Annotated in this window: 25 protein-coding genes; 12 read left to right on the top strand and 13 right to left on the bottom strand. The window is 69.9% G+C overall.

What is annotated here, in order from left to right; genetic code table 11:
• Nucleotides 1-103: 103 nt before the first annotated feature.
• The 5 genes from ACZ6SA_RS11355 to ACZ6SA_RS11335 all read right to left on the bottom strand — a co-directional run bounded on the left by ACZ6SA_RS11355 (nucleotide 104) and on the right by ACZ6SA_RS11335 (nucleotide 6,381).
• Nucleotides 104-538, bottom strand: a complete 435-nt coding sequence (locus ACZ6SA_RS11355; RefSeq protein ID WP_347618320.1) for a GNAT family N-acetyltransferase — start codon at nucleotides 536-538, stop codon at nucleotides 104-106.
• Nucleotides 539-579: 41 nt separating this feature from the next.
• Complete coding sequence (locus tag ACZ6SA_RS11350) at nucleotides 580-1,716, bottom strand: acyl-CoA dehydrogenase family protein (RefSeq protein ID WP_347644151.1); 1,137 nt, start codon at nucleotides 1,714-1,716, stop codon at nucleotides 580-582.
• Between the two features lie 2 nt (nucleotides 1,717-1,718).
• Complete coding sequence (locus ACZ6SA_RS11345) at nucleotides 1,719-2,624, bottom strand: hydroxymethylglutaryl-CoA lyase (RefSeq protein WP_347644152.1); 906 nt, start codon at nucleotides 2,622-2,624, stop codon at nucleotides 1,719-1,721.
• On the bottom strand, nucleotides 2,624-4,750 hold the full coding sequence (locus ACZ6SA_RS11340) for an acetyl/propionyl/methylcrotonyl-CoA carboxylase subunit alpha (RefSeq protein ID WP_465827659.1): 2,127 nt from the start codon (nucleotides 4,748-4,750) through the stop codon (nucleotides 2,624-2,626). Before ACZ6SA_RS11340 ends, ACZ6SA_RS11345 begins: the two co-directional genes overlap by 1 nt.
• A 62-nt stretch (nucleotides 4,751-4,812) precedes the next feature.
• Nucleotides 4,813-6,381, bottom strand: a complete 1,569-nt coding sequence (locus tag ACZ6SA_RS11335) for a carboxyl transferase domain-containing protein (RefSeq protein WP_347644153.1) — start codon at nucleotides 6,379-6,381, stop codon at nucleotides 4,813-4,815.
• A gap of 61 nt (nucleotides 6,382-6,442) precedes the next feature.
• Between ACZ6SA_RS11335 and ACZ6SA_RS11330 the strand changes: the two genes are divergently transcribed.
• From ACZ6SA_RS11330 to ACZ6SA_RS11310, 5 genes are all read left to right on the top strand, one after another.
• Entirely contained in the window at nucleotides 6,443-7,039 is a 597-nt protein-coding gene (locus ACZ6SA_RS11330) for an SACE_7040 family transcriptional regulator (protein ID WP_347644154.1), read from the top strand.
• Between the two features lie 246 nt (nucleotides 7,040-7,285).
• Nucleotides 7,286-7,720 carry a PadR family transcriptional regulator gene (locus tag ACZ6SA_RS11325; RefSeq protein WP_347644155.1) on the top strand — a complete coding sequence of 145 codons (435 nt, stop codon included), beginning with the start codon at nucleotides 7,286-7,288 and terminating at the stop codon, nucleotides 7,718-7,720.
• A complete protein-coding gene (locus tag ACZ6SA_RS11320) occupies nucleotides 7,721-8,698 on the top strand; it encodes an ATP-binding cassette domain-containing protein (RefSeq protein WP_347644156.1) in 978 nt (325 codons plus the stop codon).
• Nucleotides 8,699-8,700: 2 nt separating this feature from the next.
• Nucleotides 8,701-9,555: an ABC transporter permease gene (locus ACZ6SA_RS11315; RefSeq protein WP_347644157.1), complete on the top strand. Its 855-nt coding sequence runs from the start codon at nucleotides 8,701-8,703 to the stop codon at nucleotides 9,553-9,555.
• A 48-nt stretch (nucleotides 9,556-9,603) separates the two neighbouring features.
• Nucleotides 9,604-9,903: a hypothetical protein gene (locus ACZ6SA_RS11310; protein WP_347644158.1), complete on the top strand. Its 300-nt coding sequence runs from the start codon at nucleotides 9,604-9,606 to the stop codon at nucleotides 9,901-9,903.
• Nucleotides 9,904-10,045: 142 nt separating this feature from the next.
• Here ACZ6SA_RS11310 and ACZ6SA_RS11305 read toward each other — a convergent pair whose 3' ends face one another.
• A complete protein-coding gene (locus tag ACZ6SA_RS11305; protein WP_347644159.1) occupies nucleotides 10,046-10,246 on the bottom strand; it encodes a hypothetical protein in 201 nt (66 codons plus the stop codon).
• Between the two features lie 439 nt (nucleotides 10,247-10,685).
• Between ACZ6SA_RS11305 and ACZ6SA_RS11300 the strand changes: the two genes are divergently transcribed.
• Both ACZ6SA_RS11300 and ACZ6SA_RS11295 read left to right on the top strand, forming a co-directional pair.
• The gene (locus ACZ6SA_RS11300; RefSeq protein ID WP_347644160.1) at nucleotides 10,686-11,909 is read left to right on the top strand and encodes a hypothetical protein; all 1,224 of its coding nucleotides are present in this window, start codon (nucleotides 10,686-10,688) and stop codon (nucleotides 11,907-11,909) included.
• Between the two features lie 416 nt (nucleotides 11,910-12,325).
• A complete protein-coding gene (locus tag ACZ6SA_RS11295) occupies nucleotides 12,326-14,545 on the top strand; it encodes a thiamine pyrophosphate-dependent enzyme (RefSeq protein ID WP_347644161.1) in 2,220 nt (739 codons plus the stop codon).
• A gap of 98 nt (nucleotides 14,546-14,643) precedes the next feature.
• Here the strand turns inward: ACZ6SA_RS11295 and ACZ6SA_RS11290 are convergent, their stop codons facing one another.
• Nucleotides 14,644-15,342 carry a M50 family metallopeptidase gene (locus ACZ6SA_RS11290; protein WP_347644162.1) on the bottom strand — a complete coding sequence of 233 codons (699 nt, stop codon included), beginning with the start codon at nucleotides 15,340-15,342 and terminating at the stop codon, nucleotides 14,644-14,646.
• A 34-nt stretch (nucleotides 15,343-15,376) separates the two neighbouring features.
• On the opposite strand from ACZ6SA_RS11290, the gene ACZ6SA_RS11285 reads away from it, so the two are divergent.
• The 4 genes from ACZ6SA_RS11285 to ACZ6SA_RS11270 all read left to right on the top strand — a co-directional run bounded on the left by ACZ6SA_RS11285 (nucleotide 15,377) and on the right by ACZ6SA_RS11270 (nucleotide 19,440).
• On the top strand, nucleotides 15,377-16,261 hold the full coding sequence (locus ACZ6SA_RS11285; protein ID WP_465827656.1) for an amidohydrolase family protein: 885 nt from the start codon (nucleotides 15,377-15,379) through the stop codon (nucleotides 16,259-16,261).
• 7 nt (nucleotides 16,262-16,268) lie between these two features.
• Nucleotides 16,269-16,742: a nuclear transport factor 2 family protein gene (locus ACZ6SA_RS11280; RefSeq protein WP_347644164.1), complete on the top strand. Its 474-nt coding sequence runs from the start codon at nucleotides 16,269-16,271 to the stop codon at nucleotides 16,740-16,742.
• A gap of 26 nt (nucleotides 16,743-16,768) precedes the next feature.
• Nucleotides 16,769-17,887: a magnesium and cobalt transport protein CorA gene (locus tag ACZ6SA_RS11275; RefSeq protein WP_347644165.1), complete on the top strand. Its 1,119-nt coding sequence runs from the start codon at nucleotides 16,769-16,771 to the stop codon at nucleotides 17,885-17,887.
• Nucleotides 17,888-18,510: 623 nt separating this feature from the next.
• A complete protein-coding gene (locus tag ACZ6SA_RS11270; protein ID WP_465827654.1) occupies nucleotides 18,511-19,440 on the top strand; it encodes a hypothetical protein in 930 nt (309 codons plus the stop codon).
• 258 nt (nucleotides 19,441-19,698) lie between these two features.
• Here the strand turns inward: ACZ6SA_RS11270 and ACZ6SA_RS11265 are convergent, their stop codons facing one another.
• Nucleotides 19,699-20,493, bottom strand: coding sequence for a Clp protease N-terminal domain-containing protein (locus ACZ6SA_RS11265; protein ID WP_465827653.1), 795 nt, complete (start codon nucleotides 20,491-20,493; stop codon nucleotides 19,699-19,701).
• An 80-nt stretch (nucleotides 20,494-20,573) separates the two neighbouring features.
• Here ACZ6SA_RS11265 and ACZ6SA_RS11260 point away from each other — a divergent pair, with 80 nt between their 5' ends.
• Entirely contained in the window at nucleotides 20,574-20,738 is a 165-nt protein-coding gene (locus ACZ6SA_RS11260) for a hypothetical protein (RefSeq protein ID WP_465827652.1), read from the top strand.
• A 214-nt stretch (nucleotides 20,739-20,952) separates the two neighbouring features.
• Here ACZ6SA_RS11260 and ACZ6SA_RS11255 read toward each other — a convergent pair whose 3' ends face one another.
• The 5 genes from ACZ6SA_RS11255 to ACZ6SA_RS11235 form a co-directional block, all read right to left on the bottom strand.
• Nucleotides 20,953-21,111, bottom strand: coding sequence for a hypothetical protein (locus ACZ6SA_RS11255; RefSeq protein WP_465827650.1), 159 nt, complete (start codon nucleotides 21,109-21,111; stop codon nucleotides 20,953-20,955).
• A gap of 208 nt (nucleotides 21,112-21,319) precedes the next feature.
• The gene (locus ACZ6SA_RS11250) at nucleotides 21,320-22,879 is read right to left on the bottom strand and encodes a heparinase II/III domain-containing protein (protein ID WP_465827649.1); all 1,560 of its coding nucleotides are present in this window, start codon (nucleotides 22,877-22,879) and stop codon (nucleotides 21,320-21,322) included.
• Nucleotides 22,880-22,945: 66 nt separating this feature from the next.
• Nucleotides 22,946-23,725 carry a hypothetical protein gene (locus tag ACZ6SA_RS11245; protein ID WP_465827648.1) on the bottom strand — a complete coding sequence of 260 codons (780 nt, stop codon included), beginning with the start codon at nucleotides 23,723-23,725 and terminating at the stop codon, nucleotides 22,946-22,948.
• The gene (locus tag ACZ6SA_RS11240; RefSeq protein ID WP_347644173.1) at nucleotides 23,718-24,296 is read right to left on the bottom strand and encodes an RNA polymerase sigma factor; all 579 of its coding nucleotides are present in this window, start codon (nucleotides 24,294-24,296) and stop codon (nucleotides 23,718-23,720) included. The genes ACZ6SA_RS11245 and ACZ6SA_RS11240 overlap by 8 nt, the downstream gene beginning before the upstream one ends.
• Nucleotides 24,297-24,378: 82 nt before the next feature.
• Nucleotides 24,379-25,401: an AAA family ATPase gene (locus ACZ6SA_RS11235; RefSeq protein WP_465827646.1), complete on the bottom strand. Its 1,023-nt coding sequence runs from the start codon at nucleotides 25,399-25,401 to the stop codon at nucleotides 24,379-24,381.
• Nucleotides 25,402-25,418 lie beyond the last annotated feature (17 nt).

Below are 25,418 nucleotides of genomic sequence, written 5' to 3'. Positions count from 1 at the left end.
GACAGAACGCGCCCGCGGGTGGCGTGATCCCAGGCTCGGCGCGGGGACCTCGCGGACGCGGCTCAGGACCTCGCGGAAGCCCGGGCCCAGCGCGGGACCGGGCTCAGCGCAGGACCTTGCGGAAGAAGGTGGCCGATGCCTCGTAGCCGAGCGCGTGGTAGAACTCCGGCGCCCGCCGGGTCGCCATGGCCACGTAGCCCGCCTCGCGGGAGCGGGCCCACTTCTCGAACTCCTCCAGCAGCGCCCGCCCGATGCCCTGCCGGCGCGAACCGGACCCGACCATGGCCTCCTCGACCCAGGCCACGGGCCCGTTGGCGAACAGCGTGAGGTGCACGAACCCCAGCAGGTAGCCCTGGACCCGCCCGTTCACGACGGCCGCGAGCAGCAGGGCGTCCTTGTTCGCCAGCAGCTCGGGCAGCGCGGAGTCGAAGGCCTCGCGCTCGGGCCTGAAGGTCAGGCCGAACTCACGCGCCAGCGCGAACACCGCGTCCGCGTCGGCCTTCTCCGCCCTCCTGATCAGAAGATCGTCAGCCGTCATGACTGACGACACTAGATCGTCGCACGTTCCTGATGCAAACCTCAGAGATCGCCCAGTCCCAGCCGGCGGGCGATCAGCATGCGCTGCACCTCGCTGGTGCCCTCCCCGATCTCCAGGATCTTGGCGTCGCGGTAGAAGCGCCCGACGGGGAACTCGTTCATGAACCCGTACCCGCCGAAGATCTGCGTCGCGTCGCGCGCGTTGTCCATGGCCGCGTTGGACGAGACCAGCTTGGCGATCGCGGCCTCCTTCTTGAACGGCTCACCGGCCAGCATCTTCTCGGCGGCGTGGTGGTAGGCCAGGCGGGCGGTGTGCGCGCGGACCTCCATGTCGGCGATCTTGAACTGGATGGCCTGGTAGTGGCCGATCGGGTGGCCGAACGCCTTCCTGTCCCTGACGTACTTCAGGCACTCGTCGACGCACCCCTGCGCCAGCCCGACGCTGAGCGCGGCGATCGCGATGCGGCCCTCGTCGAGCGTCTGCAGGAACTGGGCGTAGCCACGGCCGCGCTCGCCGAGCAGGTTGGCGGCGGGCACGCGGCAGTCGGTGAACGACAACTCGCGCGTGTCGGAGGCGTTCCAGCCGACCTTGGAGTACTTCTTCGACACCGTGAACCCGGGCGTGCCGCTCGGCACCAGGATCGTGGAGATCTCCCGCTCGCCGGTGAGCGCGGCCACGCCGACGACGCCGGTGATGTCGGTGCCGGCGTTGGTGATGAACGCCTTCGTCCCGTTGATCACCCACGTGTCGCCGTCGAGCACGGCCGTGGTGCGCATGCCGCCGGGCACGTCGGTGCCGCCGCCGGGCTCGGTCAGGCCGAACGCTCCCAGCATCTCGCCGGCGGCCAGCCTGGGCAGCCAGGTCTCGCGCTGTTCCTCGGTGCCGAACCTGAAGATCGGCATGGCGCCCAGCGACACCGCGGCCTCCAGGGTGATGGCCACGCTGGAGTCGACGCGGGCCAGCTCCTCCAGCGCCACGCAGAGCGCGAAGTAGTCGCCGCCCATGCCGGCGTACTCCTCCGGGAACGGCAGTCCGAACAGCCCCATGGCGCCCATCTGCCGCACGATGTCGTACGGGAACTCCTCGCGCTCGTAGTAGTCGCCGATCACCGGCGCGACCACGTCGCGCGCGAACGCCTCGACGGTTTTGCGGAGCTCTTCGTACTCGTCCTTGAGCATGGTCACCCTTTCGAAAGCGCCTGTACGACGCGGGATGGGCTGGGCCGGCCGAGCAGCTCCGCCAGCCAGACGCTGGTGGACACGAGCTTGCCCAGGTCGAGCCCGGTCTCGATGCCGAGTCCCTGCAACATCCACACGAGGTCTTCGGTGGCGAGGTTGCCGGTGGCGGACTCGGCGTAGGGGCAGCCGCCGATGCCTCCGGTCGAGGCGTCGACGGTGGTCACGCCGGCTTCGAGCGCGGCGAGGGTGTTGCTGAGCGCCTGCCCGTACGTGTCGTGGAAGTGCACGGCGAGCCGCTCGGGCGTGCGGAAGGCGTTGATCAGGGCGGTGACGTGGCCGGGCGTGCCGACGCCGATGGTGTCGCCGAGCGACAGCTCGTGGCAGCCGAGCCCGAGCAGCCGCTCCCCGACCGCGACCACCTGCTTGACCGGCGTCGGCCCCTCCCAGGGGTCGCCGAAGCACATCGACACGTAGGCGCGCACCTTCAGCCCGTTGTCGAGCGCCCGGGCCACGACCGGCTCGAACATGTCGAACTGGCTCTCCAGGCTGCGGTTGAGGTTCTTCGCGGCGAACGTCTCGGTGGCGCTGGCGAAGACGGCGATCTCGTCGGCCTGGAGTTCGAGCGCCCGGTCGAGGCCGCGCATGTTGGGGACCAGCACGGGATAGCGCACTCCTGGCTTCCTGTGCAGCCTGCCGAGCAGCTCACCGGCGTCGGCCAGCTGCGGCACCCAGTCCGGGTGCACGAAGCTGGTCGCCTCGATCACCTTGTGCCCCGCGTCGGCGAGGCGGTGGATGAACTCGGCCTTGACCTCGACGGGCACGATGGCGGACTCGTTCTGCAACCCGTCGCGCGGGCCCACCTCGTAGATCGTGACCTGGTGCGGAAGACCTTCCATCGCGTACGGCATCACGCCTCCCTGTCCCCTCCGGACGACGGCGCTCCCTCACGGTCCATGGCCTCACTCCGTTCGGCGGGTTCGCGGCGGACCACGGCCAGGACGGCGTCCATGTCGACCGGCTGGCCCGCCTGCACGGCCAGCTCGGACACTGTGCCGTCGTGCGGGGCGGTGACCGTGTGCTCCATCTTCATGGCCTCCACGATGAGCAGCGGCTGGCCCTCGCTGACCCGCTCGCCGGGCTGGGCCTTGACCACCAGCACGGTGCCGGGCATGGGGCTGCGCACCGCGCCGTCGCCGGCGGCCGTGGCGCCCGGCCGGTCTCCCGGGTCGCCGATGAGGTGCCGGGTGAGCGCCCACGAGGCTCCGTCCCTGCCGAGCCAGAGCGTGTCGGCGTCGCGCGCGCAGAGATAACGCTCGGTACGGCCGCCGACGGTGACGTGCAGCAGCGCGCCGCCGCGAAGCCCGGAGAGCGCGCCGGCCGGCGTCTCGTCGGTCCGGATGCGCGCCGGCACCGCGTCGCCGTCGATCCGGACCTCGGCCGATTCGCGGGGCAGCCCGCGGACCTGGACCTCGTGCACGCCGTCCCGCGACTCCAGCCGCCAGGTGGTCCAGGCCGGTTCGCCGGTCCGCCATCCGTCCGTGATGTCCCACGGGTCGTCGCCCTGGGGCATGGCGTGGAAGACGAGACCGGCCGCGGCGAGCACCTCGTCGGGCACCTGCGTGGCGGGGACGAGGTCGGGGAGCACGCGCTCGACCAGGCCGGTGTCCAGTTCGCCGGCCGTGACGGCCGGGTGGGCGGCGAGCGCGCGCAGGAACGGGATGTTGGTGACCACGCCGAGCACGGCCGTCCTGGCGAGCGCCCGGTCGAGGACGGCCAGCGCCGTCGCGCGGTCGGGGGCCCAGGCGATGACCTTGGACAACATCGGGTCGAAAGAGGTGCCCACGGCCGCTCCTTCGACCAGCCCCGAGTCGACCCGCACGACCGCCCCGCCGCGCGGCGACGCCGTCGCGGTCTCGCCGGGGGCCGGGTCGCCGGGTTCGCGGAGCGCCAGGACACGGCCGCCGCTGGGCAGGAAGCCGCGGGCCGGGTCCTCGGCGTAGACGCGCGCCTCGACGGCGTGGCCGGTCAGCCGTACGTCGTCCTGCCCGAACGGCATGAGCTCGCCGGCCGCCACCCGCAGCTGCAACTCGACCAGGTCCAGCCCGGTGACCAGCTCGGTCACCGGGTGCTCGACCTGGAGACGGGTGTTCATCTCCATGAAGTGGTAGGCCCCGGTGGTGCCGTCCACGATGAACTCGACCGTGCCCGCCCCGACGTAGCCGACCGCGCGCGCGGCCTCCGCCGCGGCCGCTCCCATGCGGGCACGGGTCTCGGGGCTGACGAAGGGCGAGGGCGCCTCTTCGATGATCTTCTGGTGCCTGCGCTGGAGGCTGCACTCGCGCTCGCCCAGGTGCACGACGTTTCCGTGGGTGTCGGCCATGATCTGGATCTCGATGTGCCGCGGGTTCTCGACGTAGCGCTCGATCAGCAGCGTGCCGTCGCCGAAGGCCGCCAGTGCCGTGCGCCGGGCCGACGCGATCGCCTCGGGCAGCTCGGACGCCGACCGTACGAGGACCATGCCCTTGCCGCCGCCGCCCGCGGACGGCTTGATCAGGGCGGGGAAGTCGCTCCAGTCCTCCACGGAGGCGGGCTCGGCCCGGCCGGGCACCACGGGCACGCCCGCGGCCGCCACCGTGGCCTTGGCCCGGATCTTGTCGCCCATCGCGTCGACGGCGTCGGCGGGCGGCCCGACGAACACGAGCCCGGCCTCGGCGCAGCGCCGCGCGAACGCGGCGTTCTCCGCAAGAAATCCATAACCGGGATGTACGGCTTGCGCCCCCGAGTCGCGAGCCGCCGCCACAATGGCCTCAATATCAAGATATGTCGGCACCTCAAGGGCGATGTCTGCTTCGAGGGTGTGCTTGGCCCCCGCGTCGGACGGCGCGTACACGGCCACCGACGTGATGCCGAGCCCGCGCAGCGTGCGGGCGATCCGCACGGCGATCTCGCCCCTGTTGGCGATCAGCACGCTCGTGAAGCCCTCCTGCGGGCGCTTCGCCCCCCGCACGCACCCCGGCGGCTCGGTGCTTCGCACGCCTTCTCCGCGCGGGGAACTCGCCTGCCGCCCGGTGCTTCGCACGGTTTCCTTCACCTCGCTCACATCCTGAAGACGCCGTAACCGGCGGGCTCGAGCGGCGCGTTGGCCGCCGCGGACAGCGCCAGGCCCAGGACCGTGCGCGTGTCGACCGGGTCGATCACGCCGTCGTCCCAGAGCCTGGCCGTGGAGTAGTACGGGTTGCCCTGGTGCTCGTACTGGGCCCTGATCGCGTCGGGGTCGGCGTCGCCCACGGTGGTGAGGACGTTCGCGGCCTGCTCGCCGCCCATGACCGAGATGCGGGCGTTAGGCCACATCCACAGGAACCTGGGTGAGTACGCCCGCCCGGCCATGGCGTAGTTGCCCGCCCCGAACGACCCGCCGATCACCACGGTGAACTTGGGCACCCGGGCGCACGAGACGGCCGTGACCATCTTGGCCCCGTGCTTGGCGATGCCGCCCGCTTCGTACGCCTTGCCGACCATGAAGCCGCTGATGTTCTGGAGGAAGACCAGGGGGATCCGCCGCTGGTCGCACAGCTCGATGAAGTGGGCGCCCTTCATGGCGGACTCGCCGAACAGGATGCCGTTGTTGGCCACGATGCCCACCGGATGCCCGTGGAGGTGGGCGAACCCGGTGACGAGGGTCGAGCCGTACTCGGCCTTGAACTCCAGGAAACGCGACCCGTCGACGATCCTGGCGATCACCTCGCGCACGTCGTAGGGCTGGCGGGTGTCGGCGGGCACGATGCCGTACAGGTCGCGCGGGTCGTACCGGGGTGGCTCCGGCTTCGTCGTCGTCCACGGCCGCTCGGCGCGTGGCGCCAGCGTGGAGACGATGTCGCGGACAATGGCCAGCGCGTGCGCGTCGTCCTCTGCGAGGTGGTCGGTGACGCCGCTGACGCGGGCGTGCAGGTCGCCTCCGCCGAGCTCCTCGGCCGTGACCTCCTCGCCGGTGGCGGCCTTCACCAGTGGCGGGCCGCCCAGGAAGATCGTGCCCTGGCCGCGGACGATCACCGCCTCGTCGCTCATCGCGGGCACGTAGGCGCCGCCGGCCGTGCACGAGCCGAGCACGGCGGCGATCTGCGGGATGCCGCGGGCGGACATCGTGGCCTGGTTGTAGAAGATGCGCCCGAAATGCTCGCGGTCGGGGAACACCTCGTCCTGCCGGGGCAGGAACGCCCCGCCTGAGTCGACCAGGTAGGCGCAGGGCAGGCGGTTGTGCAGCGCCACCTCCTGCGCGCGCAGGTGCTTCTTGACGGTGACCGGGTAGTAGGTGCCGCCCTTGACGGTGGCGTCGTTGGCGACGATCACGCACTCGCGCCCGGAGACCCTGCCGACGCCGGTGATGATGCCCGCCGCCGGCGCCTGGTCGTCGTAGAGGCCGTTCGCGGCCAGGGGCGACAGCTCCAGGAAGCGGGAGCCGGGGTCGAGCAGGCCGTCGACGCGGTCACGCGGCAGCAGCTTGCCCCGCTCGACGTGGCGCCGCCGCGACCGCTCGGGACCGCCGAGGGCCGCCGCCGCGAGCCGTTCGAGCAGCTCGGCGGCGAGCCGCTCGTTGTGCTCGGCATGTCGTTTGTACGCCTCCGCGCCGGGCTCAGCCGCCGACTTCAGCACCGGCCACTCGTTCATGAGTCCCCTCCCATGGCTGGGATGTTAGTCATCATTAACCTAATCGTCTAGCATGTGAGACGTGAGCACCGTCTCTCCACCTACCCGCAATCGCGGCAACCGGCGCGCGGAGATCCTGGAGGCGGCGGCCCGGCTGTTCGCCGCTCGCGGCTTCCACGGGGTCTCGATCGAGGACATCGGGGGCGCGGTCGGCATCTCGGGGCCCGCTCTCTACCGGCACTTCAGCGGCAAGGACGCGCTGCTGTCGGAGATGCTGCTCGACGTCAGCTCGCGGCTGCGCGAGTCGGCCGTCGCGGTCGCCACCTCCTCCCCAGGCCCTGCGGAGACGCTGGACGCGCTGCTCAACGTGCAGATCACGTTCGCGATCGAGCAGCCGGCCCTGATCACCGTGCACGACAGGGAGCTGGGCAACGTGCCCGAGCCGGCGCGCCGGCAGATCAGGCGGCTGCAGCGCCTCTACGTCGAGGAGTGGGTGACCGTGCTGGCCGAGCTGCACCCCGCCTGCCCGGCCGCGCGCCTGCGCGCCGCGACGCACGCGGTCTTCGGCCTGCTCAACTCGACGCCGCACAGCGCCGGCGAGCTGCCCGCGCAGGAGATGCGGCCGCTGCTGCACGCGATGGCGAGGTCCGCGATCGAAGCCTCAGTTAGCGCTCGCTAACTTTCTCCGACTTACTGGACATACCCTTGCTCATGCCAACTATCTAGATATATCGTCACGCTATCTCGATAGGTTGGAGGCAGCATGCGCGAGAACGACTTCTGGAATGCGCCGCCGCCCGTCCCCCCGCCAGGGGCGCCCGGGCCCGGAGCCTTCCCACCCGGCCCACCGCCACCATCCCCGCCACCGCCACCACCACCGCCACCGTTCGGCGCGGGGCCTGGGTGGGACACGCCCCCGCCGAGGGTGCGCAGGGGTGACGTCAGGGCGGCCCTGCTCGCCCTCCTCCACGAAGGGCCGCAGAACGGCTACCAGCTGATCCAGGACATCGAGGAGCGCAGCGGCGGCGTGTGGCGGCCCAGCCCTGGATCGGTCTACCCGGCGCTCCAGCAGCTCGAGGACGAAGGGCTGGTGGTGGCGGACGAAGCGGGCGGGAGCCGTACGTACCGGGTGAGCGAGCAGGGGCGCGCGCAGGCGGCCCGGCACGCCGGCGAGGCGCCGTGGGAGGAGGTCGCCCGCACCGTGCCGACCGGCCACCACGAGCTGCGCCTGCTCTGGGCCCAGCTCAGCGAGGCCTTCTCCCACCTGGCCAGGACGGGCAGCGACCGGCAGGTGGCGGAGGCCAAGAAGCTGATCAAGCAGACCCGCAGGTCCGTCTTCCAGATCCTCGCGGAGGGCTGAATGAACGAGAACGCGGCGGTGGCCGTGCAAGGGCTGCGCAAGTCGTACGGCAAGGTCGACGCCGTCAAAGGCGTGGACTTCGAGGTGCGTCCCGGCGAGGTGTTCGGCTTCCTCGGCCCCAACGGCGCCGGCAAGACCACCACCATCAGCATGCTCTGCACCCTGGTGAACCCGACCGGCGGCGCCGCCACCGTCGCGGGGCACGACGTGGTGCGGGAACGTGACGAGGTGCGCAGGAACATCGGCCTGGTCTTCCAGGACCCCACCCTCGACGGCTACCTGAGCGCCGAGCAGAACCTGCGGTTCCACGCCGAACTGTACGGCGTGCCGAAGAGCCTGGTCGGCGACCGGATCCGGCAGGTGATGGAGATGGTCGCGCTGTGGGACCGCAAGGACGCCAAGGTGATGACGTTCTCCGGCGGCATGAAGCGGCGGCTGGAGATCGCCAGGGGCCTGCTGCACTCGCCGCGGGTCCTGTTCCTCGACGAGCCGACCGTCGGCCTCGACCCGCAGACCCGCTCGGCCATCTGGGGCTACATCAACCAGTTACGGCTCATGGAGGACATCACCATCTTCATGACCACGCACTACATGGACGAGGCCGAATACTGCGACAGGATCGCGATCATCGACCATGGCGAGATCGTCGTCATCGACTCGCCCGAGGCGCTCAAGGCCAGCGTCGGCAAGGACCGCGTGCAGATCCAGACCGCCGACGACACCGCGGCGATCGAGGCGCTGCGGGAGCGGTTCGGGCTGGAGGCGGCCGTGCGCGAGGGCGCGGTGACGTTCGCCGTGCCGTCGGGTGAGGAGTTCGTGCCCCGGCTGTTCGCCGAGCTCGGCATGCCGATCCGCTCGGTCAGCGTCTCCCGGCCGTCGCTCGACGACGTGTTCATGTCCTACACCGGCTCCACGATCCGCGACGCCGAGGCCGGCGGCGACACCATGGCGTGGATGCGTGCGATGGCGAGGCGGTAGTCATGGCGGCAGAGACCATCAGTGTCCGGGTGCCGGCCCGCAGCGCCGGTCACGATCTCCGGGCCATCAAGATCGTGCTCCATCGGGAGATGTTGCGCTTCGTCAACGACCGCACCCGCATGTTGTCGATGCTCATGCAGCCCGTGTTGTGGCTGTTCGTCATGGGCACGGGCCTGGGCTCGCTGGTGCAGGGTTCGATCCCCGGGATCGACTACCGCACGTTCATGTTCCCCGGCATGATCTCCATGACCGTGATCATGACGGGCATGTTCTCCGCCGGGTCCATCGTGTGGGACCGCGAGTTCGGGTTCCTCAGGGAGATGCTCGTCGCGCCCGTGTCGCGCGGCGCGATCGTGGTCGGCAAGTGCCTCGGCGGCGCCATCGTGGCCACCGGGCAAGGCGTCGTGATCCTCGCCATGGCGGGGCTGGTGGGCGTGCCCTACTCCCCCTCGCTGTTCCTCACGCTGCTGGCGGAGATGTTCCTGGCGGCGTTCACGATCACGGCCTTCGGGGTGATGCTGGCCGCCCGGATGAAGAACATGCAGTCCTTCTTCGGGCTGATGCAGATGGCGATCATGCCGATGATGTTCCTGTCGGGGGCGATGTTCCCGCTGGCCAACCTGCCTTCGTGGCTGCACGTGCTGACCGTGGTCAACCCTATGACGTACGCGGTGGATCCGATGCGGCAGGCGGTCTTCTCCCATCTGGACGTGCCGGCCCAGGTGAACGCGGTGCTGAACCCGGGGGTGACGTGGTTCGGCCAGCAGGTGCCGGTGCTGCTGGAGCTGGGCGTCGTGGCCGCGCTCGGAGCGGCGCTGCTCGGCGTGGGCATCGCCCAGTTCAGGCGGGCCGAATAGGACTGATTTTCGTATCCGACTGCGGCCGATCGCTCTGAGGCCGCGCGGATGGAGCTGCAGATCGACAAGATCTACCAGCGGCTCGACTCGCACGAGGCCCGGTTCGACCGTCTCGAGGCGTTCATGGGCAAGCAGGCCCGTGAGATCGACGACCGGTTCAAGGCGGTGGACGAGCAGTTCAGGGCCATGGACGAGCGCTTCACAGCCGTGGACGACCGGTTCAAGGCGGTGGACGACCGGTTCGAGGCCGTGGACCGGCGATTCGACGCCGTCGACAGTGACATCGCGGACATCAAGTCCCTTCTTGTCCGCATCGACGCCAAGCTGCCCGGCCAGCAGCCCAACTAGGCCGAGACCGGTGCGGGGGGGGGGGGGGGGGGGGGGGGGGGGGGTGCCCCCCCACCCCCCCCCCACCCCCCCCCCCCCCCCCCCCCCCCCCCCCCTCCCCCCCTCCCCCCCCCCCCCCCCCCCCCCCCCCCCCCTCCCCAGCTCAGGCGGTCACCGTCGCACCCGGACGTAGTCCGAGGCCGCTGGTGTCGCCGTGGGCGTCGTCGTCACCGCGGAAGACGAACCTCCAGTGACCCGACCGCCGGGCTTTGGCCTTGGTGTAGAGGCGGCCGCTGTCGCTGGACCAGGTCGTCTTCACGTACTGCCACGAGCGCGAGCCCAGCGGCTTGAAGTACAGCGACACCCGGCCCTGGTACCCAGGAGCCCTCGTCGGCGATCTGCAGCAGACCCCTGATCACCGTGCACGACATGGACGACAGCTAATGTCTGAAATCGTGGGCGTCTTGTCCTTGTGTCTGCGCAGACCGCCATTAGAGGGTTCTGAGGGGATGCAATCGCTGGCTGGTGTCGCCCCTAACCCTGCGGAACGCCATATCTGGGTGACGCGGCTCTGAGGTCGCCCGCCCTTCTTCCTCGCGGCGGCGATGGAGGGGGAAGATCACGGTAATATTCGGACCGCTTTCACCAGCAAGAGCCAGCGCATGACAGGTGATGGCTCCTGCGATCCCATTACCAGTCTCATTGAGGCGCTGCAGCTCGATGTTGTTCGTGTGACAACGCAGAAGTCCCCGACCTTCGAGCTGGAGGGCCGACCTTGCCGGAACTCACAGGAGGATTCAACCATGGCAGAGAAATCCTACTCAGAATGGAGAGAGTGGTCCGGAGAGATCCAGCTTGCTCGCACCAGCGATTGGCCTTGGCCCTCGCGTGGCATCAATGTCAACCACTCCGAGCTCGCCGGACTGGCGGCCGACATGCAAAGGTCATCAGATTATTTTGACACCTCCGAGCCGACACCATGGAGCTACCAGACCAGCGTAATCCTCTGGAAAAGCGGCGCTACCCCCGGACCGGACTTCGGACACAGCAGCACGTTTCAGTTTCAACTAGAGAACCTTGACTCCTCCCCCTTGGCCAAACAAGCTTATCAGGACTCTCTCCTGCCCGGTTCTTGGCGAACCATTTCAAGAATGCAGCTCGATCTGGCGAAGGTGATCGACGTACTAGCCGATGCGGGACGGGAATTCCACTGGCAATACAGCAATATCGGCGGCATGCTTGCCACCACTTCAGCCAACTACACTGCCGCCGAAGAAGCATTTATGGAGAATAAAGATCTACTGCTGAACACGACCAGCGGGGGCGGCACCTATACATGCGAGGAAGTTCTGGTCGACCACATGGAAGAAAACGAGGACGTTTCGCCCAACGACTACTCGGTCATCAAGAAGTTTTTTGATCGGAGCGCTCCGGAAGACTTGATCTTCAACGCGGATGTGCTCCGTAAAGTCGCCAACCAGTTCGAGAAAAAGGTGGATCAGCTCGAGGGTTTCGCTCTCCGCGCGTCCAAGGCGTTGCCGGAGGAGATGGGTGAGCTCATCGGGGAATCCATGCGCAAGTTCCACGGATCCGCGCAAGCGCTGGCTTACGTCGCCGGTCAGACCAGCGACGTGTGCGATTCGTTCGGCATCAGTTTCAAGAACCACAAGCAGAGCTTCGAAAACGTCACGGAGAGCTATGACGTACGTTTCCGGCCGGACGAGCTGTGGGCCGACCTGACGGGCGATGCCCACGACAAGGCCAGAGATCACCTACGCGAGTTCAACCGGATGGTGGTCTACGAACACGGACAACTGCCGGGCAAGCTGCACATCATCCTGCCACGGCTTCCGGGGATCTACGGAGATACGACGATCGATGCGCTCCGAGAAGGCAGGCTTGATTCGGGGAGGGACCCGATCGAACATTCCTATGAGGTGCTCCGAGATCATGATAGGCGTCCACCGTTCGCGGAGGGGCCTTATTACGAGAGCCCCTACATGTATTGGTCCGACGACGCGGAATGAGATCACCTGGGAGTGCTCGGCCGTTGTCGGCCCCTCCGGAAGCCCACCTCGACGCGTCACGAGCCTGTCGGCTTTTGTGGAGTCCACGGTCCTGGGCGGGCCGTCGCGTGTCGCCGCGGGGACGCCGGTTCCACCGGCCCGGAGCCGGGCTCGTTCCTGGTGTCGTTCGAGGTGAGGGGTCCGGCACTCGGGCGAGGCAGCCGGTCGGCGCGGGCGGGTGGTAGGACCGGCCGCCTCGGTGGCGAACCTGGTCCCGACCGCGGCTTTGGAGACGCCGATCAGGAGGCTGGAGGCGATGCTCACCCTGGCGATGACGGGGCTTGAGGCGCCGTCGATGTGCCGGCCGCCGAAACCGGTCCACGACATGTCGCCGGCGTCCAGCAGACGGCGGCGCCGAACAAAGACATAATCGAGTTGTGGCGCGCGACACAGTTGAGACTCATTTCACCCAGGCCGTGGCGATGCTTGAGGCGGGCCCCGCCCGAGATCCCGCACAGCCGGTCCGCGACGGCGTCGCCCTGACCGGCGAGCGGTGCCGCACCCTGTTCCACCGCCAGCTCGACAGCCGGCTGCTCGACGTCGCGGCCCGCTGGCTGCGCGCGCAGGACGAGGGCTACTACACGATCGGCTCCGCCGGTCACGAGGGCAACGCCGCCGTCGCCGCCGCCCTGCGGCCCGGCGACCCCGCCCTGCTCCACTACCGCTCCGGCGCCTTCTACCTCACCCGGTCGGAGCAGGCCGGGCGGCTGCCCGAGCAGGGCATCCGCGACGTGCTGATGGGCCTGACCGCAGCGGCCGACGAGCCGATCGCGGGCGGCCGGCACAAGGTGTTCGGCCATCCCGACCTGGCCGTCATCCCGCAGACCTCCACGATCGCCAGCCACCTGCCCAGAGCCGTCGGCGTGGCGTTCGCGATCGAGCGGGCGCGGGCCCTCGGCGTCAGGTCCGCATGGCCGGAGGACGCGGTCGCCGTCTGCAGCTTCGGCGACGCCTCGATCAACCACGCCAGCGCCCTGTCCGGCTTCAACACCGCCTCCTACGCGACCTACCAGGGGCAGGCGCTGCCCCTGCTGTTCGTGTGCGAGGACAACGGCATCGGCATCAGCGTCCGCACCCCCAAGGGATGGGTGGAGACGGCCGCGCGGCGCCCGGGCATCGCCTACTTCGCCGCCGACGGATGCGACCTGGCAGAGGCCTACGACGTGGCCGTCCGCGCCGCCGAGCACGTACGCGAGCACCGCTCCCCCGCGTTCCTGCACCTGTCGGCCGTGCGGCTCATGGGGCACGCCGGCTCCGACGTCGAGTCGGCCTACCGTACGCAGCGCGAGATCAAGGCCGACCTCGCGCGCGACCCGCTGCTGCGGACGGCGGCGCTGCTCGTCGAGGCCGGGCTGGAGACCCCTGAAGGGCTGCTCACCACGTACGAGTCCGCCCGCGAGCACGTGCTGCGGATGGCGATGGAGACGACGCGCAGCCCGCGCCTCGGCTCGGCCCGCGAGGTCATGGAGCCGATCGCGCCGCGCGACGCCGAACTGATCGCCAGGATCAGCCCGGTGGCGGCCACCGGCGAGGCCAGGGAGAAGGCGTTCGCCGGTTCGCTGCCGGAGAACGAGCAGCCGCTGACGCTCTGCCAGTCCATCAACCGCACGCTCGCCGACGCGCTGACCGTCTACCCGGAGATGACGGTGCTCGGCGAGGACGTCGCCAAGAAGGGCGGCGTCTACGGCGTGACCAGGGGGTTGCAGAAACGTTTCGGGGCAGGGCGGGTGTTCGACACGCTGCTCGACGAGCAGGCCATCCTGGGGCTGGCGCTCGGCTCCGGCGTGTCGGGGCTGCTGCCGGTGCCCGAGATCCAATACCTCGCCTACCTGCACAACGCGCTCGACCAGATCCGTGGGGAGGCGGCCACGCTGTCGTTCTTCTCGCGCGGCAACTACACCAACCCGATGGTGGTGCGGGTGGCCGGTTACGCCTACCAGAAGGGGTTCGGCGGCCACTTCCACAACGACAACGCGGTGGCCGCGCTGCGCGACATCCCAGGGCTGGTCATCGCCTCACCGTCGCGCCCCGACGACGCCTCGGCCATGCTGCGCACCTGCCTGGCGGCGGCCCGCACGTCCGGGTCGGTCTGCGTCTACCTCGAGCCCATCGCGCTCTACCACACGCGTGACCTGTTCGAGGCGGGCGACGGCGGTTGGCTGGCACCTTACGCGCCGCCCGGTCGCTGGGCCGAGACGCACGTCCCCGTCGGGAGTGCCCGCTCCTACGGCGACGGGCGCGACCTGACGATCGTGACGTTCGGCAACGGGGTGCGCATGAGCCTGCGCGCCGCGGTCCGGCTCACCCAGGAGGGCTACGGCTGCCGCGTGCTCGACCTGCGCTGGCTGGCGCCGCTGCCGATGGACGACCTGCTGCGGGCCGCGGAGCTGACCGGCAACGTGCTGATCGCCGACGAGACCCGCCACTCGGGAGGCGTGTCGGAGGGCGTCGTGGCCGAGCTGCTCGACGCCGGGTTCACCGGGTCGATCGCCCGGGTCACCTCATCCGACAGCTTCATCCCGCTGGGCGGGGCGGCCGACCACGTGCTGCTGTCGGAGGAGGAGATCGAGCAGGCAGCGCGCAAGCTACTCGGTTGAGCGCGCCACCGCGCCCCGCACGCACACGGGCTTCGACCAGGCAGCACGACACTCCCTGCCATGAGGCTCGCAAGGGAGTTCAGTGGGGATATGCCAGCCTAAAGGGGATTCATGAGGTAGGCGGCGAACGCCACGGACGCGAGTGACACCAGCAGGAAGAAGAACACGTAGAACCCGCCCGGCAGGATCGTCAGCCGGGCGAGCTGGTCGGCGTCGGAGTCACGGGCCTGGCGCCGGTGCCGCTTGCGCTGCAGCTCGATGATCGGGCGGATCCCGCCGAACAGCAGGAACCAGACCGCCACCAGGGCCACGACCTGCTGCACCTCGGCCGGCGCGTACATGATCAGGGCGAACACCGCGCCGCCGGTGGCCAGCAGGATCAGGGCGCCGTACAGGTTGCGGATGAGCAGCAGCATGCAGACCAGGAACAGCAGCACGACCCAGATCAGCAGCGTGATGCGGCCCTGCTCGGTCAGCCACGCCGCGGCCAGGCCCAGCAGCGAGGGCGCGAGATAGCCGGCCAGCGCGGTCAGCACCATGCCGGGACCGGTGGGCCTGCCCCTGGTCAGGGTGACGCCCGAGGTGTCGGAGTGCAGACGGATGCCTTCGAGCTTGCGGCGGGTGGCCAGCGCCATCAGCGCGTGGCCGCCCTCGTGGGCGATCGTGATCAGGCCTCTGGACAGCTGCCAGGGCAACCGGAAACCGACGAGCACGAGCGCGGCGAGAGCCGAGACCGCCACGACCCAGGGGTCGGGGTCGGGCTGAACCTCGATCAGGTGGGCCCAGAACTTGTCCATCGAGGGAAAACCCTATCCAGGTAAAGTCCTTTCCGTGGCCACGGAACGACATTCTGACGCGGAGGTGCCGGACTGGTGGCGGGGCCTCGGTTTGCCCGGCCTGATCGACCTGCACGTCCACTTCCTGCCCGACCGCATGCAGCGGCGGGTCTGGCACCACTTCCGCCACGGCGGCCCGCTGGTGGGCGACGGCTGGAAGATCGAGTACGAGTGGCCGGTGGAGGAGCGGCTGGCGCGGCTGAGGGAGATGGGTGTGCGCACGTTCCCCGCCCTGGCCTACGCCCACAAACCGGACATGGCCGCCGATCTCAACAGCTGGACCCTCGACTTCGCCCGCCGTACACCGGAATGTCTCCCGTCGGCGACCTTCTACCCCGAGCCTGGAGTCGGGGACTACGTGCGCCGCGCGCTCACGGACGGCGCCCGGATCTTCAAGGTGCACCTGCAGGTCGGCGGGTTCGACCCGCGGAGCGAGGACCTGGACGAGGTGTGGGGGCTGCTGGCGGAGGCCGGAGTGCCGGTGGTGACGCACGCCAGCTCGGTGCCCGTCCCCGGAGGTCACGTCGGCGCCGAGCCGATCGGTCAGGTGCTGCGCCGCCATCCCGGGCTCCGGCTGGTGATCGCGCACCTGGGGATGCCGGAGTACGACCCGTTCTTCGAGCTGGCCGGACGTTACGAACGGGTCGCGCTGGACACCACGATGGCGTTCACCGACTTCGCCGAGCGCGGCATGCCGTTCCCCGCCCGGCTGCGGCCCGCCCTGCTTGATCTCGGGCTCGCGGGGAAGGTGGTGCTCGGCAGCGACTTCCCGACCATCCCGTACTCCTACGCGCACCAGCTCGACGCGCTCGCCCGGCTCGACCTCGGCGACGCCTGGCTCAGGGCCGTGTGCTGGGACAACGGCGCGGACATGATCTGATGGGAAAGTGAACGATCGGCACGTGGCGCTCATCAGCGCCTTCTACGACGCTCTGGGGCGGGCGGACTTCGCGTCCATGGAGAGCTGCTACCACCCCGAGGTCAGTTTCGGCGACCCCATCTTCCAGGAGGTGGAGGGGCGCGAAAGGGTCATGCGGATGTGGCGGCTGCAGCTCGGCGTCCGCGACGGGCTGAAGTCCGCCTATCGTGACGTGACGGCGGACGACCACAGCGGCGCCGCGCACTGGACGGCCCGCTACACGTTCTCGCGCACGGGACGCGAGGTCGTCAACGAGATCGACGCGCTGTTCAGGTTCGAGGACGGCCTGATCGTCCGCCACCACGACGAGTTCGACTTCAGGCGCTGGTCGAAGATGGCGCTGGGCAGGCCGCACGGGCTGCTGTTCGGCTGGACGCCCATGTGGCGCAAGTCCATCAGGGACCGGGCGGTGCAGCAGCTCGACGAGTTCAGGCCCGCGTAACCGTCGGGAAGGCCGTTGGGAGGGGCATGGCCAGGGTCAGAGGCTTCAGGCGCGGCACGGACGCGCGCGAGGAGGCGCCCGAGCTCTCCATGGACCCGCGCGCTTCGGAGGAGCCGCCCGACCGGCCGACCGTCATCGACAACGCGATCTACCGCGACGGCGAGCGCGTCGGCAACCCGGGCTCGCTCGCCGACGCCTTCGAACGCCTCAAGCAGGAGCCGGGCAGCATGGCCTGGATCGGCCTCTACCGGCCGAAGGAATGGGAGCTGGTCAAGCTCGGCGAGGAGTTCGAGCTGCACGAGCTGGCGCTGGAGGACGCCATCGTCGGCTCCCAGCGGCCCAAGGCCGACCGATACGGCGACACGCTGTTCGTGGTGCTGCGGGCCGCACGCTACCTCGACGACGTGGAGGAGGTCGCGTTCGGGGAGCTGCACTTCTTCGTCGGCCCCAACTTCGTGATCACCGTACGCCACGCGGAGGCCCCCGACCTGCACGGTGTGCGCCGGCGTATGGAGTCCGACCCCGACCTGCTGCGGCAGGGCCCGCAGGCCGTGCTCTACGCCATCCTCGACACCATCGTCGACGGCTACGCGCCGGTGGTGGCCGGGCTGCAGAAGGACATCGAGGAGATCGAGGTCCAGGTCTTCGGCGGCGACCCCTCGGTCTCCCGCCGCGTCTACGAGCTGTCAGGCGAGGTGATCGAGTTCCAGCGGGCCACGGCGCCGCTGGTCGGGATGATCCACGGGTTCATCGCGGGAGCGGCGAAATACGGCGTGACCAGCGAGCTCGAGAGCTATCTGCGTGACGTGGCCGACCACGCGATCACGGTGGCGGAGCGCATCTCGTCCTTCCGGCAGACGTTGCAGAACATCCTCATCGTCAACTCGACGCTCGTCACGCAGGCGCAGAACGAGGAGATGGCGAGGATGACGGAGGCGAGCATCAGGCAGGGCGAGGAGGTCAAGAAGATCTCCGCCTGGGCCGCCATCCTCTTCGCGCCCACCCTGGTCGGCACCATTTACGGGATGAACTTCGACGTCATGCCCGAAACCCACTGGGCGTTCGGCTACCCGTTCGCCATCCTGCTCATGGCGGCGGTCTGCCTGGTGCTCTACACCGTCTTCAAACGCCGCGACTGGCTCTGAGCCCGTACGCCGTTGTCTGACCGGAGCGAAACCTGGTGTGCGTGGCTCTGGGCCATAAGCCAGGTCGTCCGCGACACGGGCCCGCTCAGAAGCCCTGGGCTGCGCGATCATAGCTCAGAAGGACACGAAACCCACCAATGCTGCCAACCTGGCACGAAAGCCCCTCTTCTCTCTCCACCCCTCGCCACAATCACAGTGGTCTCGCCCAGGCGCCCTGGCCAGGCGCAGAGCCAGAGGGCAGCCGTAATCCTGGGGTGGACCATCGAACGAAAGCCAGCGGCGGGCCCGCCCGGCCGCGGAGTATCAATCAAGGCCACAGCGGGACACCGATCATAGATCGACAGCAGATTTGCGCAGGTCAGCGTCAGAGTCAGGTGGGTGGTCCGTTAGTGCGCGGTGGAGATCCACGCGACGCGCCCGGCAAGGCAGCGTAGGGGTAACGAACCAACCGCTCACGTGTCCACGGAGAGGCCTAGTGCCCAAGATCAGCGCACTTCCGGACGCGCTCCCTCACCCGCCCGATCCCCGGCAACGCGGGTAGGACCCGAGCGCACGCCGACCAGGCCGGACACGAAGACGACGACGAGGCGGGCCATAAGGTCTGGGCGAAAATCCACACCCCCGTGCAGCAGGCATGGCGAAAGTTCATCACTTTCAGCGACCGACTTGCGACAATGAGTGTCATGCCGTCCCCCCGACATGACACCCTGATCAAGCTGTTCCACGACCGCCCCCAACTGGTGGTGGATATCCTGCGCGACCTCATGGGCGTGAACGTGCCCATCACTCCGCTGATCCAGATAGAGAAGACGACCTTCAACACCCGCACCTCCGACGACATCGAGGCCGATCTGGTCCTGACCCTGGGGCCGCCGCAAAGCCTCGCCCATGCCGTCATCGTGGAGATCCAGCAGGACAAATCCAAAGACCCCCGGCAACTGGCCCGCTATGCCGCATCGCTGTGGCTGATGCTGAAGTGCGACGTCACCGTGCTGGTCATCTCCGCCGATCAAGCAGTCGCCGACCACTACGCGCAACCCATCGACTCAGGGCTGAGCGGCTACCGCTTCCAGGCCCGGGCGCTGGGACCGGACGGCATCCCGGCCATCACCGACCCGCAGCAGGCCGCCGACCACCTGGACCTGGCTGCCATGTCTGTCATGGTCCACGGCCTCAGCCGCAAGGTCGTCGAGGCGTTCGCCACAGCGCTGGCCGACGCCCACAACGACCACGCTCCGAAGTACTATGAATACGCCTACAGCATGGCCGCGCCCGAGATCCGGCGCCTCATGGAGGAGATCATGACGTCCACCGACTGGCCCGTCTACAGCCCCTTCGCCCGCGAGCACTACGGCCGCGGCCTCGAAGAAGGCCACATCAAAGGCAAAGCGGAAGAGGCAGCCAAGTCGGTGTTGCTCGTGCTGACAGCCCGCAGCCTCGACGTCTCAGAGGACGCCCGCGTCCGGATCCGCTCCTGCACCGACCTGGCCCAGCTCGAAACCTGGCTCACTCGGGCGGCCACCGCCCAAACCCTTCAGGACCTGTTCACCTGAGCACGCCCCGCTTCTCATCTGCTCTGACAGCCGGGCGAGCGGATCTTGAACTTCCAGCGTTCGCGGATCCGGTGCCTCGTCGCGGCTTCGAGGTGGAGGCCATCGGCATCCCGGCAGAGTTGTGAGAGTCGCCACCGGATCCCGGAGGGCGGCTCACCATGTTGCCGCGATCACGATGCCGACCACGACCACGGAGACGATGGCGACGCGCAGCGCGGCGAGCGTACGCTTCCGGCCGGTGATGATCATTTGTGGTCCTCAGGCGTCCGGGCCGAGGCGCTCTTCCAGTCGTTCGAGGCGCTGGACGAACGGCTGGAGCTCCTGACGGATCGCAGCCGCCAGTCTCGCCTGCACGGCGGACTCGCCCGCCGCCTGCCCGGCCGGGGGCGCGGGGGCGTCCTGCTGGGCCTGGGCGCGCAGGTGGACGTATCCCGCGAGGGCCGCCACCACCGCGCGCCGGGTGAGCCGGGGCTCGGCGCCCAGCCCGCGCAGGACCTGGCCGGCGATCCCGTCGGGCTCGGTGACGAGGCCGAGCAGAAGATGCTCACAGCCGACGTAGTTGTGGCCGAGGGAGGTGGCCTCAGTGACGGTGAACTCCAGGGCGTTGGCGGCCTCCGTGCTCAGCGCCAGCGGCGCGGCGCCGTCCGTGGCCGTGGCGGCGCTCTCAGGCCGCCGGGCCGGTCGGTGGCGGGACAGGTCGCGCCCGACCTGCTCTGGGTCGATTTCCATGGCGCGAAGCACATGCAGCGCCAGGTTGGCGCCGTCGGCCAGCATGCCGGCGAGCAGGTGCTCGGTGCCGACGCTGGTGGCCCCGTCGGCTCTGGCCGCCTCCTGGGCCAGCTTGACCGCCACGACACGAGTCCTGGGAGTGAGGTGGGCCAGCGCTCCGGTCGGCTCGTCGAGGTCCTGGGGGACCAGGGCCATCTCCCTGATGGCGGTCACCCGGCGCACCGCCTGCTCCAGGGCGCGCTGACAGATCGCCGACACCGGGACGCCGGCCTGCTTGACGGCCTCGGCGAGATCGTCAGGGAGGTACACATTGATCTTAGGCATACCCCCACTCTAACCCCAATGGGGTGCCATACGCCAACAGCATAGTCGCGCCCGATATCCGACACCTCATGGAGGAGGTCATGACGTCCACCGACTGGCCCGTCTACAGCCCCTTCGCCCGCGAGCACTACGGCCGCGGCCTCGCAGAAGGCCGCATCAAAGGCAGAGCAGAAGCCAGGGCAGGAGGCAGGGCGGAGCAAGCCGCCACGTCAGTGTTGCAAGACGCCCGCGCCCGGATCATCTGAGCCCCTGTCCTTGAGGCGAAGACCAGTCGTCAGCAGTCCGGCGAACCGGCGTAGGCCGCCGCTCCTACCTGGGGCGGCGGCTTGTCACGTTTGCGATCACACGAGCGATGACGGCCCGCGTACTTCGAGGCGCGGTGCTGCCGTACGTCGGCCGAGGGCGCAGCGGCCGCACCACCAGGTGGAGGAAACCGTGACGCCGGTGGATCGAGGCGCGTCAGGCGCGGGAGATGTGGCGCATGCCGAAGCCGGTCTGGAAGGCTCGGGCCAGTTCCCTGGCGGACACCGTGTGGCGTCCCTTGGCCAGGGTGGCCTGGCCGGCCTGATGCGCCACGTTCGGCACACCCAGCCAGCCGGTCATGCCTGCCGCGGTCATGGCGACCACAGCGGTGCCTTGTCTGATCCCTTTTCTCACCTGTGCCCCCAACATGCACGCCGCGCGAACTGGTGAGGAATCTGGAGGCGGCCGTCCTTGATCCGTCCTGAGCTCGTCCTTCTCCCGACTACGGTGCCGGAGAAGGGCTTGAGGTCCAGGCCCGGTCGCGCGGCATGTGGAGGAGGAGCGCAGCTCGGCTGGTCGAGGATCAGCCACACTGGCTGTACGGCGGCTGGAGGGTGACGGGGCCGCCGGGCGTGCGCACGGTCAGCGAGCCGTCGGAGCGCGACAGCGAGGGCTCGGCGACGCCGGGCACGATCACGGTCAGCACGCGGGCGGTCTCGGGAGACAGCACGGTGACGACCTCCGACGTGCGCAGGTAACCGGGCGAGATCAGGCCCGGGCGCACCGCCTGGCCGGCGCCGGGGAACTGCAGCAGCGTCACGTGGAAGTCCCCGTCACCGAGCACGATCGTCCCCTCGCGCCGGGACACGAGCCTGAGGGAGGGGTCGAAGTGCCACAGACTGCGCAGGGCGCCCGAAGGCACGGAGTCGTGCACGGCCATCAGATCCGGGCTGTGGCAGACGAGGACACGCCGGGTCCTGGGCACCCCGTAGGCGTCGTCGGCCAGCTCGAAGGACTGGCGCGACGGCCCGATCGCGGAGCTCACCAGGCGCGTGGCGGTGCCGGGGCGGAAGGTCCCGGAGACGACCGGCACGTTGTGCGCCTCCGGCGAGCGGGTCCACTGCGCGTACCCGGTGTGCTCGTAGGAGTGGAAGCCGGCCTCCACCAGGATCCGCCTGCCGTGGGCGTTGTAGGTGACCCCCAGATGGTCCTCGTGCCCGTGCAGCCGCCGCCCGGGACCGAACCTGATCGAGTAGTGGGCGGAGGCGGCGTCGTCCCACGCGGTCCTGCCGAAGACGTAACCGCCGTCGAACACCCGCACCACCGGCCCTTCGCAGGGGAAGCCGACCGCGCGCACGTCGGCGGGCCCGTCGCCGATCGGGACGAGGCGGCCGTCGGGCTGGGTGGCGTGCGCGACGTACGCCTCCAGCGCCGCCCGCCTGGCGACCAGCCGCGCGGGCGGTTCCGCGCCGCTCTCGCGGATCGCCCGCAGGGCCACGCCGAGCCTGCGGTGCACGTACAGGCCGTAGCGGGGGGCCTGCTCGTGCAGCACGCCCTGCGCGTCGATGGCCAGCTCGGCCGAGGCGGTCATCCTGCGCACGGCGAGGTCCCGCCACCGGGTCCGCCCGAGCCGGCAGCCGACGGCCAGCAGCGCGATGTCCTGGTCCAGGCCGTGGTTGTGGCCCTCGCGGTAGAGCGCCGGGTCGGCCAGGAGTTCACCGTGCGCGGCCAGGGAGTCCCACAACCAGCGGGCGCGCACGTGCTCGCTGAGGCACACGAGCACGGGCGCGCGCAGCGCGACCGCGTGCTCGGCCCACGCCCACGGGCTGACGCCCTGGCCGCCGCGCGGGTTCGCGCCGGCCCAGTGGCCGGCCAGGGTGCGGGCGCGGTCGAGGTAGGCGGGCTCCCCCGTCCGCTCGTACTCGGCGACCAGGCGGCCCAGCCAGCGCAGCGTGTGCAGGTTCAGTGCCCACGAGCGGTTGCCGTGCGGGTTCGCGGCCCAGTCGACGTCCGTGCCGAGCTCGACGGCCGGCTGCCCGGCGAACCTGACCAGCCCGCGCATCACCTCCTCCACCTTGATCACGGGAAACTGGTCGCTCAGGCAGATGGCCCTGCCTGACGTGGTGCGGGCACGCCGGAACACGTCGTGGCTCCTGTGAGAGGGCGCGCGAGACCCGCGCGCCGCGCCGATGGATGCGGGCGGGAAAGGCTAGGGGAGGTCCGGTCCGCGGTCGGTCCAGCCCGCGCCGAGCACGATCTCGGAGCGCCCGCCGTGGCCGCCGTCCTCGCAGGACAGCACCTGCGAGGTGACCGGGTCGATGATCAGGGTCCGCTCGACGCCGGAGGGCAGGTCGAACGAGAACGCCTCGCCGGCGCGCCCCCGCGCGTCCTGCCGTGCGCCCAGGTAGCGGACCTCGGGCAGGTCGGCGAGCGCCCGGTAGGCGGCCGCGCGCACCCCCGGCGTGGACGGCTTGGTCCACAGCAGGCCGCTGAGCGCGTCGGCCAGCAGCCCCTCCGAACCGGCGGGCAGGATCGCGGCGACGCGCGCGCGCAGCGCCGCGGCGTCGGACGGCAGGGCCTGGATCTGCTGGTACGTCAGGTCGCGCCCGGCCATGCTGAACGGCGACCGGCCGGTGACGCGGGTGATCTCGCCCTGCTCGGCGATCCACGCCCGGCCCTGCCTGGTCACCCAGAGCTCGGTCACCCTGGTGCCGCCGTGCAGCTTGCTGACGTGCCAGTAGGTGCCTTCCGACCCGGTGGCCGCCGCCGTGGTGGCCGCCGACAACAGGACCGAGCGGCCGTCGATGTGGCGTTCCGGAAGCCCAGGTATGACGAAGGCGAGCGCGAGGGCCGCGACGGCGGGGACCGCCAGCCATGGCAGCCGGCTGCGCCGCCGCCCCGCCTGCACCCGCCGCCACACCCTGGCCTGGTCGTGCGGCCCCGGGCGCGGCTCACCGTACAGGTCGCGCACGCGTGCCAGCTCATCCATGGACGCGCACCTCCCCGAGCAGCGCCCGCAGTTTCTTCCTCGCCCGGTTCAGGCGGGAGCCGACGGTGCCGTACGGGATGCCGAGCGCGGAGGCGATCTCGTCGTGGCTCAGCCCGGCGAGCGCGACCAGCAGCAGCACGTCACGGTCGCGCCGGTCGAGCTCGGCCAGGGCGGCGGCGAGCTCAGGCCGCAGGCTCTGGGCACTGACCCGGACGGCCACCGAGTCCTCGTGCCCGGGCGTGTCCATGTCGGGGCCGCAGCGGCCGAGGGCGCGCAGGGTGCGGGCCTCGAGGCGGCGGTGCTTGCCGATGAGGTTGGTGGCGATGCCGTACAGCCAGGCGCGCACGCCCGCTCTCGACGGATCGTAACGATCGCGTTTGCGGAACGCGGTGAGGAACGTCTCGGCGACGATGTCGTCCGCGTGGTCGGCGCCGAGCCGCTGCGCGACGTAGGTGTGGATCTCCGCGAAGTGGGCGTCGAACACCGCCGCGAACGCCTCGGTGCCGTCCAGCACGCCTGGTGGATGTGCGGCCGCCCAGGGCACCGGCTTCACGATCGTCTCCCCCGTCATGTGCACCCTTCCGGTGTGTCAGTCGTCACCTGATATCACCCGACACGCCGTTCTGCTTTCACGGTGGCGCTGTACCGGGGCCCTACGCCGCCTGCGGCACCGGCATCCCGGCGAGGATCTCGCCGAGCGCCGCCGCGGTGGTGACCTCGCGCAGCTCCGCCTCGGGCGTGAGGATCAGGCGGTGCGCGAGCACCGGTACGGCCAGCGCTTTGACGTCCTCGGGGACGACGTAGTGGCGTCCGGCGGCGGCGGCCTTGACCCTGGCCGCGCGCAGCAGCGCGAGGCTGCCCCGAGGGCTGGCGCCGAGCCGCAGGTGCGGGCTGGTCCGGGTGGCGGCGCACACCGCCACGATGTAGTCGTAGACGGGGTCGGCCACGTGGATGTGCGAGGCGAAGTCGATCATCCCGGACACGTCCGACGCCCGCGCCACCACGGGCAGCCGCTCGACCTGCGGCCCGGTCGGCATGCCCTTGAGCACCTCGACCTCGGAGACGTGGTCGGGGTAGCCGACGGAGATCTTCATCAGGAACCGGTCGAGCTGGGCCTCGGGCAGCGGGTACGTGCCGTCCATGTCGACGGGGTTCTGCGTGGCCACCACCAGGAACGGACGGGGCACCGGATGCGGTTCGGCGTCCACCGTGACCCTGCGCTCCTCCATGACCTCCAGCAGCGCGGCCTGGGTCTTCGGCGAGGCCCGGTTGATCTCGTCGGCGAGCACGATGTTCGCGAAGACGGGCCCGTGGTGGAACTCGAACTTCTGGTGCGCCTGGTTGTAGATCGACACACCGGTGATGTCGCTCGGCAGCAGGTCGGGGGTGAACTGGATGCGCCGCCACTCGGCGTCCACGCTGGCGGCGACGCACCGGGCGAGCGTGGTCTTGCCGGTGCCCGGCACGTCCTCGACGAGCAGGTGCCCCTCGGAGAACAGGCAGATCAGGGCCAGTTCGATGGCCTCGTGCTTGCCGCGGATGATGCGCTCGATGTTGGCGGCGAGCAGTTGGAAGCGCTGGGCGAACTGGCCGGCCAGCTGGGCCGGTTGCTGCGGCGGCTGCTGGTACGGCTGCACCGTCTGCTCGAACTGGTCCTGGTGGTTGTACTGGGTCAACTGAGTCCCCTTCTCAG

The sequence above is a fragment of the Nonomuraea sp. NPDC049378 genome, assembly GCF_055586745.1.
This window is presented reverse-complemented; position numbering and strand designations above follow the sequence as displayed.

Bases quoted from the DNA above. Each gene is read 5' to 3' on its own strand.
- ACZ6SA_RS11355 (WP_347618320.1), bottom strand. From the start codon at position 538: ATGACGGCTGACGATCTTCTGATCAGGAGGGCGGAGAAGGCCGACGCG.
- ACZ6SA_RS11350 (WP_347644151.1), bottom strand. From the start codon at position 1,716: ATGCTCAAGGACGAGTACGAAGAGCTCCGCAAAACCGTCGAGGCGTTC.
- ACZ6SA_RS11345 (WP_347644152.1), bottom strand. From the start codon at position 2,624: ATGCCGTACGCGATGGAAGGTCTTCCGCACCAGGTCACGATCTACGAG.
- ACZ6SA_RS11335 (WP_347644153.1), bottom strand. From the start codon at position 6,381: ATGAACGAGTGGCCGGTGCTGAAGTCGGCGGCTGAGCCCGGCGCGGAG.
- ACZ6SA_RS11320 (WP_347644156.1), top strand. From the start codon at position 7,721: ATGAACGAGAACGCGGCGGTGGCCGTGCAAGGGCTGCGCAAGTCGTAC.
- ACZ6SA_RS11315 (WP_347644157.1), top strand. From the start codon at position 8,701: ATGGCGGCAGAGACCATCAGTGTCCGGGTGCCGGCCCGCAGCGCCGGT.
- ACZ6SA_RS11310 (WP_347644158.1), top strand. From the start codon at position 9,604: ATGGAGCTGCAGATCGACAAGATCTACCAGCGGCTCGACTCGCACGAG.
- ACZ6SA_RS11300 (WP_347644160.1), top strand. From the start codon at position 10,686: ATGGCAGAGAAATCCTACTCAGAATGGAGAGAGTGGTCCGGAGAGATC.
- ACZ6SA_RS11290 (WP_347644162.1), bottom strand. From the start codon at position 15,342: ATGGACAAGTTCTGGGCCCACCTGATCGAGGTTCAGCCCGACCCCGAC.
- ACZ6SA_RS11275 (WP_347644165.1), top strand. From the start codon at position 16,769: ATGGCCAGGGTCAGAGGCTTCAGGCGCGGCACGGACGCGCGCGAGGAG.
- ACZ6SA_RS11265 (WP_465827653.1), bottom strand. From the start codon at position 20,493: ATGCCTAAGATCAATGTGTACCTCCCTGACGATCTCGCCGAGGCCGTC.
- ACZ6SA_RS11260 (WP_465827652.1), top strand. From the start codon at position 20,574: ATGACGTCCACCGACTGGCCCGTCTACAGCCCCTTCGCCCGCGAGCAC.
- ACZ6SA_RS11255 (WP_465827650.1), bottom strand. From the start codon at position 21,111: ATGACCGCGGCAGGCATGACCGGCTGGCTGGGTGTGCCGAACGTGGCG.
- ACZ6SA_RS11245 (WP_465827648.1), bottom strand. From the start codon at position 23,725: ATGGATGAGCTGGCACGCGTGCGCGACCTGTACGGTGAGCCGCGCCCG.
- ACZ6SA_RS11240 (WP_347644173.1), bottom strand. From the start codon at position 24,296: ATGACGGGGGAGACGATCGTGAAGCCGGTGCCCTGGGCGGCCGCACAT.